This is a genomic window from Priestia abyssalis, from assembly GCF_002019595.1.
Classification (GTDB): domain Bacteria; phylum Bacillota; class Bacilli; order Bacillales; family Bacillaceae_H; genus Bacillus_BA; species Bacillus_BA abyssalis.
The window spans coordinates 1753749-1770406 of record NZ_KV917369.1; the positions used below are offsets into that span (position 1 = coordinate 1753749).

14 protein-coding genes and 2 riboswitches are annotated in these 16658 nt (G+C 40.4%); of the genes, 9 read left to right on the plus strand and 5 right to left on the minus strand.

The genetic code is table 11. The features are described 5' to 3' along the window. Positions 1–178 precede the first annotated feature (178 nt). Together liaG and BK575_RS08185 are read right to left on the minus strand one after the other, a co-directional pair. The gene (gene liaG / locus BK575_RS08180) at positions 179–1039 is read right to left on the minus strand and encodes a LiaG family protein (protein ID WP_078409934.1); all 861 of its coding nucleotides are present in this window, start codon (positions 1037–1039) and stop codon (positions 179–181) included. A gap of 470 nt (positions 1040–1509) precedes the next feature. Then, positions 1510–2115 carry a hypothetical protein gene (locus tag BK575_RS08185; RefSeq protein WP_078409935.1) on the minus strand — a complete coding sequence of 202 codons (606 nt, stop codon included), beginning with the start codon at positions 2113–2115 and terminating at the stop codon, positions 1510–1512. A gap of 280 nt (positions 2116–2395) precedes the next feature. After that, a riboswitch (cyclic di-GMP riboswitch) is annotated at positions 2396–2485 on the plus strand. A gap of 282 nt (positions 2486–2767) precedes the next feature. Between BK575_RS08185 and tnpA the strand changes: the two genes are divergently transcribed. From tnpA to BK575_RS08205, 5 genes are all read left to right on the plus strand, one after another. Then, positions 2768–3253, plus strand: a complete 486-nt coding sequence (tnpA, locus tag BK575_RS08190) for an IS200/IS605 family transposase (protein ID WP_078409725.1) — start codon at positions 2768–2770, stop codon at positions 3251–3253. 255 nt (positions 3254–3508) lie between these two features. Further along, on the plus strand, positions 3509–5332 hold the full coding sequence (locus BK575_RS08195) for a SpoIID/LytB domain-containing protein (RefSeq protein ID WP_078409936.1): 1824 nt from the start codon (positions 3509–3511) through the stop codon (positions 5330–5332). Between the two features lie 83 nt (positions 5333–5415). Beyond that, positions 5416–5530: riboswitch (TPP riboswitch) on the plus strand. Between the two features lie 131 nt (positions 5531–5661). Beyond that, a complete protein-coding gene (gene thiC, locus BK575_RS08200; protein WP_078409937.1) occupies positions 5662–7446 on the plus strand; it encodes a phosphomethylpyrimidine synthase ThiC in 1785 nt (594 codons plus the stop codon). 105 nt (positions 7447–7551) lie between these two features. Continuing rightward, positions 7552–7722: a hypothetical protein gene (locus tag BK575_RS28445; protein ID WP_169907657.1), complete on the plus strand. Its 171-nt coding sequence runs from the start codon at positions 7552–7554 to the stop codon at positions 7720–7722. Between the two features lie 282 nt (positions 7723–8004). Then, positions 8005–8796, plus strand: a complete 792-nt coding sequence (locus tag BK575_RS08205) for an HAD family hydrolase (protein WP_078409938.1) — start codon at positions 8005–8007, stop codon at positions 8794–8796. Between the two features lie 22 nt (positions 8797–8818). On the opposite strand, the gene BK575_RS08210 is transcribed toward BK575_RS08205, so the two are convergent. After that, on the minus strand, positions 8819–9598 hold the full coding sequence (locus tag BK575_RS08210; RefSeq protein WP_078409940.1) for a TatD family hydrolase: 780 nt from the start codon (positions 9596–9598) through the stop codon (positions 8819–8821). A gap of 436 nt (positions 9599–10034) precedes the next feature. On the opposite strand from BK575_RS08210, the gene BK575_RS08215 reads away from it, so the two are divergent. Then, positions 10035–10376, plus strand: coding sequence for a hypothetical protein (locus BK575_RS08215; protein WP_078409941.1), 342 nt, complete (start codon positions 10035–10037; stop codon positions 10374–10376). Positions 10377–10572: 196 nt separating this feature from the next. Then, positions 10573–10785 carry a hypothetical protein gene (locus tag BK575_RS08220; protein WP_078409942.1) on the plus strand — a complete coding sequence of 71 codons (213 nt, stop codon included), beginning with the start codon at positions 10573–10575 and terminating at the stop codon, positions 10783–10785. A 118-nt stretch (positions 10786–10903) separates the two neighbouring features. Here BK575_RS08220 and BK575_RS08225 read toward each other — a convergent pair whose 3' ends face one another. Then, entirely contained in the window at positions 10904–12367 is a 1464-nt protein-coding gene (locus BK575_RS08225; RefSeq protein WP_078409943.1) for an alpha-amylase, read from the minus strand. A gap of 323 nt (positions 12368–12690) precedes the next feature. Between BK575_RS08225 and BK575_RS08230 the strand changes: the two genes are divergently transcribed. Further along, the gene (locus BK575_RS08230) at positions 12691–13923 is read left to right on the plus strand and encodes a Zn-dependent hydrolase (protein WP_078409944.1); all 1233 of its coding nucleotides are present in this window, start codon (positions 12691–12693) and stop codon (positions 13921–13923) included. A gap of 65 nt (positions 13924–13988) precedes the next feature. Here the strand turns inward: BK575_RS08230 and BK575_RS08235 are convergent, their stop codons facing one another. After that, positions 13989–14777, minus strand: a complete 789-nt coding sequence (locus BK575_RS08235) for an HAD family hydrolase (protein WP_078409945.1) — start codon at positions 14775–14777, stop codon at positions 13989–13991. A 419-nt stretch (positions 14778–15196) separates the two neighbouring features. Here BK575_RS08235 and katA point away from each other — a divergent pair, with 419 nt between their 5' ends. Continuing rightward, positions 15197–16657 carry a catalase KatA gene (katA, locus tag BK575_RS08240; protein WP_078409946.1) on the plus strand — a complete coding sequence of 487 codons (1461 nt, stop codon included), beginning with the start codon at positions 15197–15199 and terminating at the stop codon, positions 16655–16657. The last annotated feature ends 1 nt before the right edge of the window (position 16658 follow it).

Consider the following 16658-nt stretch of genomic DNA (forward strand, 5'->3'; position numbering starts at 1 on the left):
TGAATCGCTGCAGTTGGGAAGGTGGCCCATCTGCCATAGATAACGGATTTTTTCTTTTAAATATTGAGGTCGATTTTGGCCCCTTCATTCGAATTTTCTCTTTGGAATGAGGGGGCCAAAATTGTTTGAAATGAGAATGGGTCTTTTACGTATGCTGCTTGATTACTTGGCAAAACCATTAATGAATATCGATACTTCCGCTGGATACAGTTAGATCAAGGTTGTGTTTTCCCGAGCCATGGGATCCGGCGATGATGTTTTGATCATCCATTTTTTTATTTTTCAGCGGGAAACTAGAATGAATGCGGCCGCTGCTCATCTTTCCATTTAAAGTAAAGTCAGCATCTGCAGGTAAATCAAGTATCACTTTACCTGAGCTTACTCCAATGTCAACCGCATCTTTCAGTTCGTCCAGTTGTGCATCTAACTTTCCAGATGATAATTCAGCTTTCAATGCTCCCGTATAGCGTCGCAATTTAATGTTCCCAGAGCTAATATCAAATGTTCCCGTTTCTGCCGTTAACGATTCTACATGGGTGTTTCCAGAGGAGCCTTCATGTTTAAAATGCTTCACTAATAAATTGTTCAGCGTGAGATTTCCGGAGCTCATATCTACTGTAAGTTCATTTAAAGTCATCGGCTGACTTTTGGAATGACCAGAGAATGTCAAGTTTCCGGAACCAAGCTCAATCTCCATATCCCGGCTGTAGTCTTCAGGAATATAAACATTCAGTTCAGTCTTTTTTCCGAATGAGAACCAGTCGAACCATTTGTGTTTGACAGATACTTCTATTTTGTTTTTATCTTGCTCGACCTTCACCTTTCCTTTTCCCTTTAACTCAGCGGTTACATGTTCTCTCTTTTCTGGAATGATGGTTGTGTCCATGCCCGAGACATCAATTTCGATCATGTTGATTTCTTTGGACACAGGGGCGTGTGTGTGTTGTTTACCGAACGGCAGCCAAGAGGGTGCATTTGAGTTGAAAATAACAATGCCTATCCCACTAATAATCAATAAAATAATGAGAAAATTCTTCAACGGAATACCTTCTTTCTTTCAATTTGATGATGACATCTTTCTTTGGTTTTACTCTTTTTCGCCAGCAGGCATTATTCATTCAATTCCTTTTTTCAGCTTTTTTCTTACAAAAATCATCATAAATAAAATTCTTTCTTTCTGCCATGAACTTCAGGATTAATTGAATCTAAGACCTGAGGCGTAATCAGTTTCGGTTATGTTCAATATAGGCGCTTATAAGAATGAAAGAGAAAAGGGGACATGGGAGTACATTTGAATGGAGTTGAGAAGGGTTGAACGGGAAGATGAAGTAAGACTTTAGAAGTTAAGATATTACTCAGAGGAATGAAAGCCGGCGTACAAATGGGTCCTGGCTTATCGCACCAAGACCTTAAAGTGACTGTCCCGTATATTCTAAAAAGATTAATATTTACTGAAAGGACCCGTCAATGAATCCTTTTTTAAAGGGGTTTCATGACGGGACCTCTTTTTCAAAGCTCATTAATTGCACCGACTGTCATATTTCCTTCCATATCTTCCCGGACTAAAAGAGTAACTTTCGTACCAGGTGAAAACTGCGAGTCATAATCCTGGTCTTGCAGATATTCCTGCAGCGGAAGGATTTTTGGCTGATTGTTTATGTAAACTTTGACCTCTTGGCCATTTACCATAGATTGATAGTCAGCTTCTATTACTTTCTCCACTTCGTCGGTTTCGGGTTCATATAAAGCTTCCATGTTCTTAATGATAAATTGATGATCCTTTGTTTCACTGAATTGTATGAGCAAACCGGACCCGAGTTTGAAGTTATTAATCTCTTCCTGGCATGTTAATTCACCGTTGCAGCGATAAATGCTAACATCCCCTTCTACGTTGAATTCGATGGAATCGTTGTCAACATGTTTCGTTACTATTCCGACAACATCTTTAGTAGACTCTTGAGTTGCAAGAACGTTATCGTTTGCTTCTTGTGCCTCTGCTTGATGAAAGGATAAAAACCCCCCTGTAATGATTGTCCCTAAGGCAAGGGCGGCTATCCCCTTAATCAGCTTTCCTTGTGGGGGGAAATCGTTTTTTTGTTTGTTTTGTGTTGACATAACAATCCTCTCCTTCATTCATACTAATCATATTTCGATGATTTGATGATCATAAAACAAAAAGATTTGGATGGTCATTCACTTCGCTTTCTCTTGATCGAAGAAAATAATCTTCATGGCCGGTTAATTATATTATACGCTTTTTCTTTTCTATTACCTGTTTTTATAGAGAGTAAACCTGAAAAATATGGAATAATAGGTAAGTTTTTTAGTGTTTCTCTTTTTCTGCTAGCGTTTTATTATAAGAGTAAGAGATTAATTGGCCGTTCTGTCGCCTGAATCTCGATAAAAGCAAAGCGGATGAAAATCCGTGACGCAAAGCTACAGGGACTAAGGTGTTCTATGAACATTATGTCTGCCAGCTGCCGAAAGATGAAGGGTACAGCAAAATCTACCATAAAAGGCTCGGAAACAACAAGGGACGAAGAGGATCACTCTGAGACTCTAAAGCTTGTTTTCTATTCCTCTGTAGACTCTGTAAATATGTAACCCCGCTTTTCGGTAAAGCGGGGTTATTTTTTTATCGAAAAGAAAACCCTAGGCTAGGCCTAGGGTTCTAAAAAGCTTACAGCATGGTATTAAAAAAACTCCCCTGTGGTGCTAAAATATTTTTGGTTCGCCAACCAAAATATCAGCATACGGAGGAGTTTTTATGTCTAAAAAAGACACTAATAGTTTAGCACATACAACTTGGAATTGTAAGTATCATATCGTATTTGCACCGAAGTATAGAAGACAAGTGATTTATGGGAAAATTAAAAAAGACATTGGAGAAATACTACGTACCTTGTGCGAAAGAAAAGGTGTGGAGATTATCGAAGCAACAGCGTGTAAAGACCACGTACATATGTTGGTAAGTATTCCGCCTAAGATCAGTGTCTCTTCATTTGTAGGATATTTAAAAGGAAAAAGCAGTTTAATGATCTTTGATCGTCACGCAAATTTAAAATATAGATACGGAAACCGAAAATTTTGGTGTACAGGATATTATGTGGATACCGTTGGGAGAAATAAGAAGGTGATAGAAGAATATATACGCAATCAAATACAAGATGATATAGTCGCAGAACAATTAAGTATGATGGAATACATCGATCCATTTACAGGTGAAGAGGTAAAGAAAAAGAAACGAAAGTAAGGAGGAGGCCTTTGAGGTCTGGCCAGTAGAAGTAGTACAACTGGCGAACCATTCAGTAGCCCTTTAGGGTTTGGTCAGTAACAAAGGCTTCCAGCCGTAGAGCAAACCACCCGTTATCACGGGTGGTTTTGACTTGCTTTGCTAAAAAGCAGTGCTCATTTTAGGCATTCTTGGCTCAGAGGCAATGTTTGTAGCTGATGATTGGGAAGAACTTCATAGAAAAATGTCATTTGCGGGCAGAAAGATGGGAAAGAGATGAAGAGATTTATTGTGTATTTAATGGTGATCGCTCTTATTTTTACTAGTGTTCCAGGTTTGAAAACAGAAGCGGGCTATGAGCCGGTCATGCAAGTAAAATTAGTGAATTATTTGGGCAACAAAACCGAAATATCGCTTAAACCTTCCGGGAATTATGCGGTGAGCGATGGGAATATTTCTTTGAAATCCGATGTGTTGTATACGTTGAAATCAGAAAACGGAAAAATCGTTTTATACGAAGACAAGCGACGTTTAAAAGAATTTGAGAGTTTTGAAGTGAAGCCAGCCTCCGCAGAGAATACGTTAGCGATCAATAATCGTCCGTATTTGGGAAGCTTTCATTTTGTTATGGAAAACAAAATCTACATAAGACCGATTAATGTTATCTCAATGGAAAACTACGTAAAAGGGGTCGTTCCAAATGAAATGCCTGCTACGTGGAATGGCGAAGCATTGAAAGTACAAGCGGTAGCAGCGAGAACATATGCCATGAGCTATATTCATAAAGTAATTGATGATACCATCAATTATCAAGTGTATGGCGGAAAGAATTGGCACCCGAACAGTACGAAAGCTGTCGATGAGACGGCCGGGGAAGTGCTGAAATATAAAGGTAAACTGATTAGTGCCGTCTTCTCTGCAAGTAACGGTGGGAAGACAGAGTCTAATGCGAATGCATGGGGAAATACCTTTGTCCCATATTTCAGAATAAAAGAGGACCCGTTCGACCCAAAAATGACATGGAGCGCCTCATTCAACAAAAAGCAAATCGACTTAGAGGGCAAAGATTTAGTCAAATCAGACACCTGGTGGTCTTCGGCTAAGGAGTTAGACACTGTCATTGCTTCCAACATCAAAAAGTGGCTCCAACAAAACGGCTTTGCAAATAAAGAGATAAAAATCGTGAACATTCCTCAACTATCTTTACATGCACCAACATCGGGCGGACGTGTCAGTAAAGGCAGCATCACGGTGGAATTCCTTGTGAAAGATTTAAGAGATTCAGAGGGAAAGTTGGCTGTGCAAACGTTGCAATTCACCAATACGAGCGCATCTAAAATAAGAGCTATTATAGGGAATCGAGTCATCTTAAGCTATCTTGTGGATCGTGTAAGTAATACTGGCAGTACGATTCGATTACAAGGATGCGGTGATGGGCACGGTGTAGGGATGAGTCAATACGGTGCTAAAAAAGCAGCGGAATTGGGAAAAAAATATAAAGATATTTTAGCTTTTTATTATGAAGGAACCTCTTTGGTTAAAGAGTATGAAAATTACGTTAATTTCAAGGATGTAACGGATACACATTGGGCAGAAACCTATATTAATAATTTATATCAGAATAATATTGTTTCCGGGTATTCAGATCGTACATTTAGACCGAATCATACGTTGACAAGAGCTCAATTCACTAAAATCCTCATCAATGCAATGGGGTATGAGCTCGTCTTCAATCACCAATCCTTTCCAGATGTGCCGAAAGCGGATTGGGCGAATCCATACATAGAAGCAGCTGTCCAAAACGGCCTGTTACTGAAAGAGGAAGTGGGTACACACTTCCATTCAAACGTGCCGATTACCCGTGAAGAGATGGCTGTCATGATCGGAAGGGCTTTGGAATTATCTTCTGTGAGCCGTCCAGAGAAATTTACAGACTATTATCAAATGAAACGGCCAGGTTTGGTGGAGGCTGTTTCTGATGCTGGAATTTTAGACGGCTATCCAGACCGAACATTCAAACCGGAAAATTCTCTTACGAGGGCACAAGCTGCTAAAGTTATCTATCTTGCTATAGAAAAAAAACAATCAATAGTTGAGTGAATTTCAAAAAAGAGTGAAAAAATTCCCTTTACAACGGTAAATATGTGGTTTATATTAAATTTGTAATTTCAAAAACTCAATATATCTTGAACTAGGGGTGTCCAATGAGTTGGGCTGAGAGAGAAGCATGCTGAAGTTTCTTAACCCTCAGGACCTGATCTGGTTCATACCAGCGTGGGGAAGTTAGAATCTGCTATTATAGTGACGTCACGTCATTGTATATTTATGCTAACATCAGCCAGGTCTTAAAATAAGACCTGGCTTTTTTCATGCTGTAAGTGGGTCGGATTTCGTCCTTTTTAATTAACTTAAAAAGGGGAGAACGAATTATGGTAAACAAATCAGTTAATGACATGAACCTTTCCATCATGTCCAGTTTTTCAGGAAGCAAAAAAGTATACGTGGAAGGATCCCGACCGGATATTCAAGTTCCAATGCGTGAAATCGAACTGAGTCCGACTACCGGCTCATTTGGCGAAGAGGAAAACCCGCCTGTACGGGTATATGACACAAGCGGCCCATATACAGATTCCAACTGTGACATCGATATCCGTAAAGGGCTCCAGCCTATACGACGCGATTGGATTGTGGAACGCGGAGATGTGGAAGAGTACGAAGGTCGTGAAATAAAGCCTGAAGATAATGGCTATAAGAGCGGCGATCCACGGGCGAACTTAGATGTCTTTCCAGGATTGAAGCGAAAACCGATGCGTGCGAAGAAGGGGAAAAATGTTACGCAAATGCACTATGCACGTCAAGGAATTATTACGCCTGAAATGGAATTCATTGCGATCAGAGAAAATGTCTCGCCTGAATTTGTTCGAGATGAAGTGGCGCGCGGACGTGCCGTCATACCGTCTAATATTAATCACCCTGAAAGTGAGCCAATGATTATTGGACGAAATTTCCACGTGAAAATTAATGCGAATATTGGGAATTCTGCCGTCACTTCCTCTATTGAAGAAGAAGTGGAAAAAATGACATGGGCAACAAGGTGGGGAGCCGATACGATGATGGATCTCTCTACAGGTAAAAACATCCATACAACCCGTGAATGGATTATTCGTAACTCTCCTGTGCCGGTCGGAACTGTTCCGATTTATCAAGCGCTTGAAAAAGTGAATGGGATCGCAGAAGACTTAACGTGGGAAGTGTTCCGGGATACGTTAATCGAACAGGCAGAGCAAGGGGTCGATTACTTTACGATCCATGCAGGCGTTCTATTGCGCTATATTCCGCTGACAGCAAAGCGTGTGACTGGAATTGTGTCCCGCGGCGGATCCATTATGGCGCAGTGGTGTCTCGCTCATCATAAGGAAAGCTTCTTATACACACATTTTGAAGAAATCTGTGAAATCATGAAAGCATATGATGTAGCGTTTTCTTTAGGAGATGGTCTTCGCCCGGGCTCCATTGCCGATGCAAATGATGAAGCGCAGTTTGCGGAATTGGAGACATTGGGTGAACTGACGAAAATTGCCTGGAAGCACGATGTTCAAGTAATGATTGAAGGGCCTGGACATGTTCCGATGCACTTAATTAAAGAAAACATGGATAAGCAACTGGAAATTTGCCATGAGGCACCGTTCTATACACTTGGCCCGCTGACAACGGATATTGCACCTGGGTATGACCATATTACGTCTGCCATCGGGGCGGCAATGATCGGCTGGTTCGGTACCGCCATGCTTTGTTATGTAACACCGAAAGAACATTTAGGATTGCCGAATAAAGAGGATGTAAGGGTAGGGGTTATCACATATAAAATCGCGGCTCATGCTGCTGACCTTGCCAAAGGCCATCCAGGTGCCCAAAAGCGGGATGATGCCCTGTCAAAAGCAAGGTTCGAGTTTCGCTGGCGTGATCAGTTTAATCTATCTCTTGATCCAGAAAGAGCAGTCGAGTATCATGATGAAACATTGCCGGCAGAAGGAGCCAAAACAGCTCATTTCTGTTCGATGTGCGGACCGAAGTTTTGCAGCATGAGAATTTCTCAGGACATTCGCGATTTGGCGAAAGAAAAGGGACTGGGGATCGATTCTGTCATTGACGAAGGCTTAAAAGAAAAAGCGGATGAATTTAGACATGCGGGCGGAGAAATCTACAAGGCATAATCTCTATCATAATAGATCGATTTAGAACATTAGACATGACCAAAGAACGGCCATGTCTAATGTTCTAGAATATATAAATCCACTGGTAGAGGAGGAGATGGTTGGATGAATCAGGCAATTCAACTAAAAGCAGAAATACAAAAGTTGGAAGCCAAGCTGGAACAGTTAAATGAAGAACTCATCATTTTCCAACTGAATTGTGATCATGAATTCGAACAAAACCATTACACCCGTCAATGCACAAAATGCCAGTTCATAGAGAGTTTGAACTGGTAGGAAAAGTTCTAGATTTCATTACAGTATTTGGCATGTTTATTTTTCTCCTCTTGAATTGGCTAGAAGGTTATTTGTCTTTATATAAGCAGCGGGCAAGAGCCCGTAAGGGAACTTGCCCGCTGCTTATGCATAAATCATGTAACGACATGGATAAAAATATCTATGTCGTTACATGATTTATGTGAATTTATATTTACTTATCGGACAATTCCTTGTAATCTGTTGTTTGAATAATAAAATTTTTACGAAAACAACTAGAGATGAAATGAGGGGAATTCGGCAATGATTAAAGCAATCTTTTTTGACCTTGATGACACGCTGCTTTGGGACCAGAGAAGCGTAAAGGAAGCCTTCGCGGCAACGTGCCGGGCGGCAGCTGAAAAATATGATATTGATGTGGAGGAGCTTGAAGAAGCGGTTCGCAAAGAAGCGAGAGAACTTTACTCTTCTTATGAAACATATGAGTTCACCCAGATGATTGGCATTAACCCATTTGAAGGGCTATGGGGCAATTTTTTGGATGATGATGAGAATTTCCGAAAAATGAAAGACATTGTACCTGCCTATCGAAAGGAAGCATGGACAAGAGGTTTAAAAGCATTGGGAATTGATGATCCAGAGTTTGGCGCTGAGTTAGCGGAACGTTTTCCTCAGGAACGACGCAACAGCCCATTCGTCTATGACGAAACGTTCAACGTGCTCGATGAATTAAAGGGGAAATATCAGCTCTTGCTTTTAACAAACGGGTCTCCTGATTTGCAAAATACGAAGCTCGACATCACGCCTGAGCTTGTGCCGTATTTTGACCATATTGTTATTTCCGGTGCATTTGGCAGAGGAAAGCCGGATCCTTCCATTTTCGAGCATGCCTTAACATTAATGTCACTTAATAAAGATGAGGTGCTGATGGTCGGCGATAACTTAATGACAGATATCCTTGGTGCGTCCCGTGTCGGTATCAAATCGGTCTGGATCAACCGCCATGACAAGGAGCGCAATGAAGTCATTCCAACTTATGAAATTACCCACTTAGAAGAGCTTTATCCGATTTTAGCTTCGCTTAATAATAAATAAAAAAGAGCCGAAAAAATTCCCTTCATTTAAACATGGAGGGAATTTTTTGTTCACTCGCATATAGCGATAAGGTGTTCGCTGTCAATGCTTCTATCGTTTCTTTCAGAGCTATTCCTTTTAGGGAGGCTACTTTTTTAGTAGCATCCTTTAGCAGCAGAGGAGTGGTTTCCATCTGTTCAAACGGTCCGGAAAAGGGCCAGGGACCATCTGTTTCAATAAGCAGTTTATCCAGCGGAATGTGGTTAACAAGTATTTCGTCCCGCTCCCGGTAGCAAACTTCCGGAGTGACTGAGATATAATATCCGCTCGTCGTAATTTGTTCGACAATAGAAGCAGGTGCTTTCAGCCAATGAAAATGAGCTTTCTTTATTCGATTTTTGACTAACAGCTTATAGGCGACAGGTGCACCGGAGTGGACGGCATGAAGGACAATGGGAAGATTTTCTTTTTTTGCCGTAATCATCATATTGTCCAACAACTCAATGTATTGTTCCATATTTGATGTATGTGGGGTGTAATACGGCAGTCCAACTTCACCCACTGCTGAGATGAGCCGGCGTTCCTGATATAAAAGGCTATGCCATTCAGCTACATCTTGGTCTGGCGGGAGCGGTTGTTCGGGGTGGAAGCCGATTGCGGCCCAAATAAAATCAGGATACTTTTGTTTGAGTGCAAGCGTGTCATAGCTCGAATTCAAATCGGTCGACACAGCGACAACTCCTGTCACCCCCGCAGCCTGCCACTGTTCGATTTTCAGGTCTATATCATCGTATTGATCAAGATGAATATGGGCATCTATCATTGATTGCCGCCTCCTTTTCAACAGTTCCAAAACTTCTTCTTTCCTCAAAATATATCATATGAAACGACTAAATACTTACATTAGTAGCTCATTATTCAATATATTTTCTTTGGTATCCCTATATAGGGGCAAGCTAATCCTGTGTGTTTCCTCTTATTAATATGTTAAAATGCCGATGAAGAAAAGAGAGGAATTTTATATGAAGCAATACGATTTTACAAGTGAGAGCAAAAAACGGGTCTATGAGAAAAACAGCTGGGAGGGAAGTTGGGGAAACAAAAGGAACCTGTTTATTGGAAGCGTTTCTATCAGCCATGAATCTCACTGAATCTACACAATTTCTAAAATGGAAATTTTTCTAAAAAACAAATTGAAAACGCTTTCAAAATAAGTTCTTTGATGTTAAAATATAAACATCAAAGGGGAGTGATGACAGATGAATACTAATAAATTGTTTTTAGAGGATTTAAAATATATGGTTGAAAACAGATTGCCGCTTAATGAATATGCAACAGAGCAAATGCAGGAGAAGTTTGACAAAAGCGAATCATTTATTGCCGAACTTTATCAACTTTTTGTTAGAAATCGTCACCTATTGCCATTGATTAATGATATAGAAGCTGTTGTGTATGATTACATAGTCAGTCAGGAAATGACAAAAAAGAAAACATTCTACGGTGCAACATTGTTTGTAGCTGAAATGTTTGATACAACTCAAACGTATGTGAAATGCAAAGTGGATCAATGCCGTAGTTTGTATTTACAAAAGACGAGCTAGAGTGATGTTTAAAATATTTTAGTATATATAATAGAAGAAAAAGATGTTTGCCTCCAATGGACAAACATCTTTTTTGTCGTTTTATTTAACTAATTTAAAGAAATATAAATAGCGGACCGCTCACTTTTAATTCCATTATTTGGACATATTAAATTTTCAGACTTTTTGATATATTTTAATAAAGGGAGGAAGAGAGATGCTCAAAACAGCTTATGGGATTTGTATGAATTGTGGGTGTAATAAGTTTACAGTGGAAGTCTATCGTTGTAATAGCTGCCGAAAAATGTATTGCAGACGATGTATTCAAGACGAGGCAGTTTGTCCAGATTCAGACTGTGAAACGGGCCATCTTGTGCATAAGGGGTATATTCAGCCATTTGATGAATTGGAAAAGACACTCTTAGCTTGAGTGTCTTTTTTCTATTTTCCTGGAATCGGATTTCGCGGAATGACAGATATCATGTCGCTTTTTGCGCTTACCCAGGAAATCTTCGCGTAAAGAAGCGAATTGCATTACAATATCTGCTTTATTCCTGATTTGAAGGCAATGCCCATACAGATACACTGCCTGCATTCACAGGAAATGTTGCAAACCCGTCTTCTTCAACTGAAATGAGATCGCTTCTATTATTCGTTAAGTCAACCCAGCTTTCTCCGGCGCGTTCTTTCCCTACAAACATTCTTTTTTCTCCTTCATCTCCATTGGAAATGACAACCGCACAGCCTGAATATTCTATTTCTTGTACACCGTAACGGACCCAGCCAATGGTGTTCGGATGGTCAAAATAGTCTTCTTGTTCTCCATACGATTTATGACAACGGGCATAAAGAAGAGAGTCGAGCATTTCCTTTTTTCCTTTGATAGGTTCTTTACCTCCAATGCCGATGTAGTCTCCGTAAAATACACATGGATACCCGTCTTTTCGCAGTAAAATGAGGGCATAAGCGCTTTGTTTGAACCCATCTTCCACCCATGATTCGAGTGATTCATGAGGCTGTGAATCATGGTTGTCAACGAATGTTACCGCGTGGAGGGGATGTGTTTGAACAAGGGTATCGTCAAAAATCGTCGTGAGATCAAAATCGCGCCCGCTTTTGGAGGCTTCGTGCAATTTATAATGAAGGGCTACATCAAACAGATCGATACTGTAATCTACGTGATTCAAAAACTCCTGGCATGCCGCTAAATCAGGGTTCCAAAACTCGCCTACAACGTAAAAGTCTTGCCCGCGGTGATTCGTGATTTCTGTGACAAAATCACGAATGAAGGTATGATTAATATGTTTGATGGCATCTAATCGGTATCCGTCGCATGATAATGTATCGGCAAACCATTTTCCCCACCGAATCATTTCTTCTCGGACAGCTGGGTGATTGTAGTCGATATTCGCAAACATCAAATAATCGTAATTTCCGAATTCATCATCTACATGGTCATTCCATGCTTTATGTTCACCAGTAATTCGAAAAATGCCTGTTCGATCGCGTTTAGCATCATAGTCGGTACCGTTAAAATGTTCAAATCCCCATTTGAAGGAGGAATATTGATTATTCCGATTGGGAAAATTAAATTTGGTCCAGCCTTCTATATCAAATGGTTCTGAAATTTCTTCTTCCCGATTATTTGGGTTTACTTCAATGACTTGAAACACTTCTGTTTCATCCGCTCCCGCTTTATGATTCATGACAACATCAGCATAGACGCTTATTCCATGTTCGTGACATGCTGAAATAGCGTCAAGCAATTCTTGCTTCGTTCCGTATTTGGTACGGATTGTTCCTTTTTGATCAAATTCCCCAAGGTCATACAGATCATAAACTCCATATCCTGTATCTTCTGATGAGAGAGCTTTTGTTGCCGGGGGAATCCATACAGAATCAATTCCTCTTTTTTTCAGTTCGGGTGTCATCTCTTTTAGACGATTCCAATGAATTCCATCCGCCTCTACATGCCATTCGAAAAATTGCATCATTGTGTGATTTCGTTTCATATCTTTTCCCCTTTATAAATGAAAACCCCATTTTTTAGCATAATCCCGTTAAGTAGTTCATCCTTCGTCAGTTGCAGAAGACACGCTCACCAGTTTTTTAGTGTGATTCCCTTTTTTGAAGGATTTTAAACCCTTTGCGGAAGGATCATCTAGAACCGGCATGAACATTTATGGGGAAAGCGCAGAGAATCATTTGAAAAATTATGGAAGATAAACTGACAAAGAAGGAGGATTAAAACGTTTTTTATATAATAAGTATTACATAGCGAACAAAGAAGGACAGATCGAACGAAACCCTAAATAGTTGAAAAAGGAGTGTTGAAATGCAGCGGCAAAAGGTATTGATTAATGGTGAGAGATTAAAGAATGAACTTGAACTATTTGCAAACTATGGTCGTACAGAAAACAATGGGGTTACGAGGCTTTCTCTATCAGAGGAAGACCGCCTGGTTAGAGATTATTTTCGTTCTTGTTGTGAAGAGTTGGGAATGTCGGTCAAGGTTGATGATATGGGTTGCATGTATGCCACTCTTGAGGGCATTGAAAATAAACCGCCGATTGTAATCGGTTCGCATTTGGACACAGTTAAAAAAGGCGGGCGCTTTGACGGGGTACTCGGGGTAGTGGCCGGTTTAGAAGTGGTTAGAACGCTGGTAGAGAATAATATTAAACCTCAAATCCCTATTACAATCGTCAATATTACAAATGAAGAGGGCGCCCGATTCGAGCCTTCTATGATGGCATCGGGCGTTCTTTCCGGTAAATTTGAAAAAACGGCTATGCTGAAGAAAAGGGATTCAAATGGAATTACATTTGAAGAAGCGTTGCATTCCATCGGGTATGCAGGCGATGTCGAGAATCGCTTAAAAGAGGCTTCTGCCTTTTTGGAGCTCCATATCGAGCAAGGGCCTATTCTTGAAAGAGAGTCGCTTTCAATTGGAGTCGTTGAATGTGTCGTTGGGATGGCATGTTATGAGATTGAAATAACGGGAGAATCTGACCATGCCGGCACAACTCCAATGGATATGAGAAAAGACGCTCTCTTTGCAGCCAATCATTTAATTACTGAAGCACGCCAAAAATTAAGTGTGCTTGATGATGAATTGGTATACACGATTGGAAGGGTAAACGTTTCTCCAAATATTCATACGGTCATTCCGAATAAAGTGGTATTCACACTGGAAGCGAGGCATAAAGACCCAGAAATCATCAGCACGGTTGAGGAAATAATTCAAGCATTGCCGCAGTCTCGGTCAAATGAAGGATGTGAAATAAAAGCAACCAAATTGTGGGGACGGGACACAGTTTGGTTTGAAAAAGACATTTGCAACCTATTCGAACAATCTGCCGAGTCATTGGGATATTCTCATAAAAGAATGGTCAGCGGAGCCGGGCATGATGCACAGTTCATCGCCAGCTTCATTCCTTCTGCCATGCTGTTTGTTCCGAGCGTAAACGGAAAAAGCCATTGCGAAGAAGAGTTTACTGCTTGGGAAGATTGTGAAAAAGGAGTAAACGTGTTATTAGATGCCGTTTTGACCATGTTAGCTAAATAACTCTATAAAAATAATCGAACAGGGTAATCATGCCCATGTTCGATTATTTAAGCTGCCAATTCTTTTCAGTTAACGAGCCCGAGTGTTTTTAGGCCGTTATAGATGCCGGAGTTCGTTACGGTTGTTGTTTTATGTTTGGCATAAGCAAAAAGATCGGGGTGCGCGTTTCCCATCGCAAACCCTTCACCGACAGCCTTAAGCATTTCTTTGTCATTCATCCCATCCCCGAAGGCAATCGCTTGTTCTTTTGAGATGGCAAGCCGTTTTAAAATGATTTCAACAGCAAATCCTTTGTTGACGCTGTCTCTAATGACATCATAGCTATGACGGAATCCCTCTACATTCACTTGTGATAAATGAACGTTGTGGTCTTGCTCATAAAGGGCGGGTTCGTTTTCGCTCAAATTGACAAGAGTCATGCCTAATACATGGTGTAAAATTTCGGGGCTGAATAATTCGTTTTTTTGTAAATGGAATTTTTCCAGGAACTCCTGCATAATCGGAGCATTCAGGTTGGTGACCACATTCTTATCATGTGTGTACATAACCGCCTCGTGTCCATGCTGCTGGGCGATGTCTAGAAAATCTTTGACCGTATGGGAATCCATCGGTTCTTTTAATACATCTTTCCCTTTATAAATCGCATAAGCACCGTTGTAACCAATAAAGGAATGGATGTTTAATTCTTTTCCAAGGTCAGATATTTCATGCAGCGGTCTGCCTGTAGCGAGAAATACTTCCATGCCTTTTTGCTGCATTTCAGCCACCACTTTTTTCGTGGAATCTTCGATAGTGTCATCCGGCCTTAAAATCGTTCCATCAATGTCTAGAAATAAAATCTTATAGTCTGTCATCGCTTTTCTCCGTATTTTTAGAATTTTCAACACGCATTAATTACCCTTAGTACTCACATTTTAAAGTAGAAAAAGAGTTTTGGTATTATTTGTAAAACAATCCGATTGAATATGAATAATACAAGGCAATTTTATCATAAAAAATAATATGGATAAAATTTCCTTGCGCTCTTTTACAGCTGATCATCGAAAGAAAGAAGAGTATTGATTGGGAAGCTAGGAACGAACAGGGGAAAATCCATGCCGTTACTCACTTTTTAACGTTCATTGTCTATTTCCAAATAGTGATTTGAGCGGTAATTCAAATACTTTTCATAAATTATACTCTTTATTTATTTATAATAATTATAAAAAAGTATTGATTTTATATTGATAAATGTTATCATTAATTCATATTAATTTAATGAGGTGATTTCATTATGAGTACAAATAAGAATAATCTTACGACTAGCTGGGGAGCACCGGTTGGCGATAATCAAAATTCCATGACAGCCGGCTCACGCGGCCCGACATTAATTCAGGATGTCCACCTTCTTGAAAAATTGGCACATTTCAATCGGGAACGTGTTCCAGAGCGTGTGGTTCATGCGAAAGGTGCAGGAGCACACGGTTATTTTGAAGTCACAAATGATGTAACGAAATATACAAAAGCTCAATTTTTATCCGAGGTAGGGAAGCGTACACCATTATTCGTTCGATTCTCTACGGTAGCCGGTGAAAATGGTTCCGCAGATACGGTGCGTGACCCGCGCGGATTTGCCGTGAAATTTTATACGGAAGAAGGAAACTATGACTTGGTTGGGAACAATACACCGGTTTTCTTCATTCGCGATGCCATTAAATTCCCTGATTTCATTCACACACAAAAAAGGGACCCAAAAACTCATTTAAAGAATCCGACTGCCGTATGGGATTTCTGGTCTTTATCACCGGAATCTTTACATCAAGTAACTATCTTAATGTCTGATCGCGGCATTCCTGCTACATACCGTCATATGCACGGTTTTGGAAGCCATACATTCAAATGGGTGAACAAAGAAGGAGAAGGCGTATGGGTGAAATATCACTTCAAAACAGAACAAGGCATTAAAAATATGACCACGGATGTAGCGGCCAGACTTGCTGGTGAAAATCCCGATTATCATACAGAAGAGCTGTTTAATGCGATTGAAAACGGTGACTTCCCGGCTTGGACACTATATGTTCAAATCATGCCATTGGAAGATGCGAATACGTATCGTTTTGATCCATTTGATGTAACGAAAGTATGGTCTCAAAAAGACTATCCGCTAATCGAGGTAGGCCGTATGGTATTAAATCGCAATCCTGAAAACTACTTTGCCGAAGTGGAACAAGCGACATTCTCTCCTGGAACACTTGTACCAGGCATCGAGGTTTCACCGGATAAAATGCTTCAAGGACGCTTGTTTGCGTATTCGGATGCCCATCGTTATCGTGTAGGTGCAAATCATAATCTGCTTCCAATTAACCGTCCAAAGACAGAAGCGAATAATTATCAACGTGACGGACAAATGAGGTTTGACAATAATGGCGGAGGCTCCGTCTATTATGAACCAAATAGTTTCGGAGGACCGGCTGAATCACCTGAAAACAAACAGACTGCCTATCCAGTATCAGGGGCAGCAGAGAGTGTTGCCTATGATCATCATGATCACTACACACAGGCCGGCGATTTATACCGTCTGTTAAGTGAAGAAGAACGTACACGTCTCGTTCAAAATATTGTGGATTCGATGAAGCCTGTGGCGAAAGAAGAAATTAAGCTTCGCCAAATCCAGCATTTCTATAAAGCAGATCCAGAGTACGGAACACGCATTGCACAGGGGCTTGATTTAACTGTACCGCAAGAAGTGAAGTAGA

Bases quoted from the DNA above. Each gene is read 5' to 3' on its own strand.
- BK575_RS08185 (WP_078409935.1), bottom strand. From the start codon at position 2,115: ATGTCAACACAAAACAAACAAAAAAACGATTTCCCCCCACAAGGAAAG.
- tnpA (WP_078409725.1), top strand. From the start codon at position 2,768: ATGTCTAAAAAAGACACTAATAGTTTAGCACATACAACTTGGAATTGT.
- BK575_RS08195 (WP_078409936.1), top strand. From the start codon at position 3,509: ATGAAGAGATTTATTGTGTATTTAATGGTGATCGCTCTTATTTTTACT.
- thiC (WP_078409937.1), top strand. From the start codon at position 5,662: ATGGTAAACAAATCAGTTAATGACATGAACCTTTCCATCATGTCCAGT.
- BK575_RS28445 (WP_169907657.1), top strand. From the start codon at position 7,552: ATGAATCAGGCAATTCAACTAAAAGCAGAAATACAAAAGTTGGAAGCC.
- BK575_RS08205 (WP_078409938.1), top strand. From the start codon at position 8,005: ATGATTAAAGCAATCTTTTTTGACCTTGATGACACGCTGCTTTGGGAC.
- BK575_RS08210 (WP_078409940.1), bottom strand. From the start codon at position 9,598: ATGATAGATGCCCATATTCATCTTGATCAATACGATGATATAGACCTG.
- BK575_RS08215 (WP_078409941.1), top strand. From the start codon at position 10,035: ATGAATACTAATAAATTGTTTTTAGAGGATTTAAAATATATGGTTGAA.
- BK575_RS08220 (WP_078409942.1), top strand. From the start codon at position 10,573: ATGCTCAAAACAGCTTATGGGATTTGTATGAATTGTGGGTGTAATAAG.
- BK575_RS08225 (WP_078409943.1), bottom strand. From the start codon at position 12,367: ATGAAACGAAATCACACAATGATGCAATTTTTCGAATGGCATGTAGAG.
- BK575_RS08230 (WP_078409944.1), top strand. From the start codon at position 12,691: ATGCAGCGGCAAAAGGTATTGATTAATGGTGAGAGATTAAAGAATGAA.
- BK575_RS08235 (WP_078409945.1), bottom strand. From the start codon at position 14,777: ATGACAGACTATAAGATTTTATTTCTAGACATTGATGGAACGATTTTA.
- katA (WP_078409946.1), top strand. From the start codon at position 15,197: ATGAGTACAAATAAGAATAATCTTACGACTAGCTGGGGAGCACCGGTT.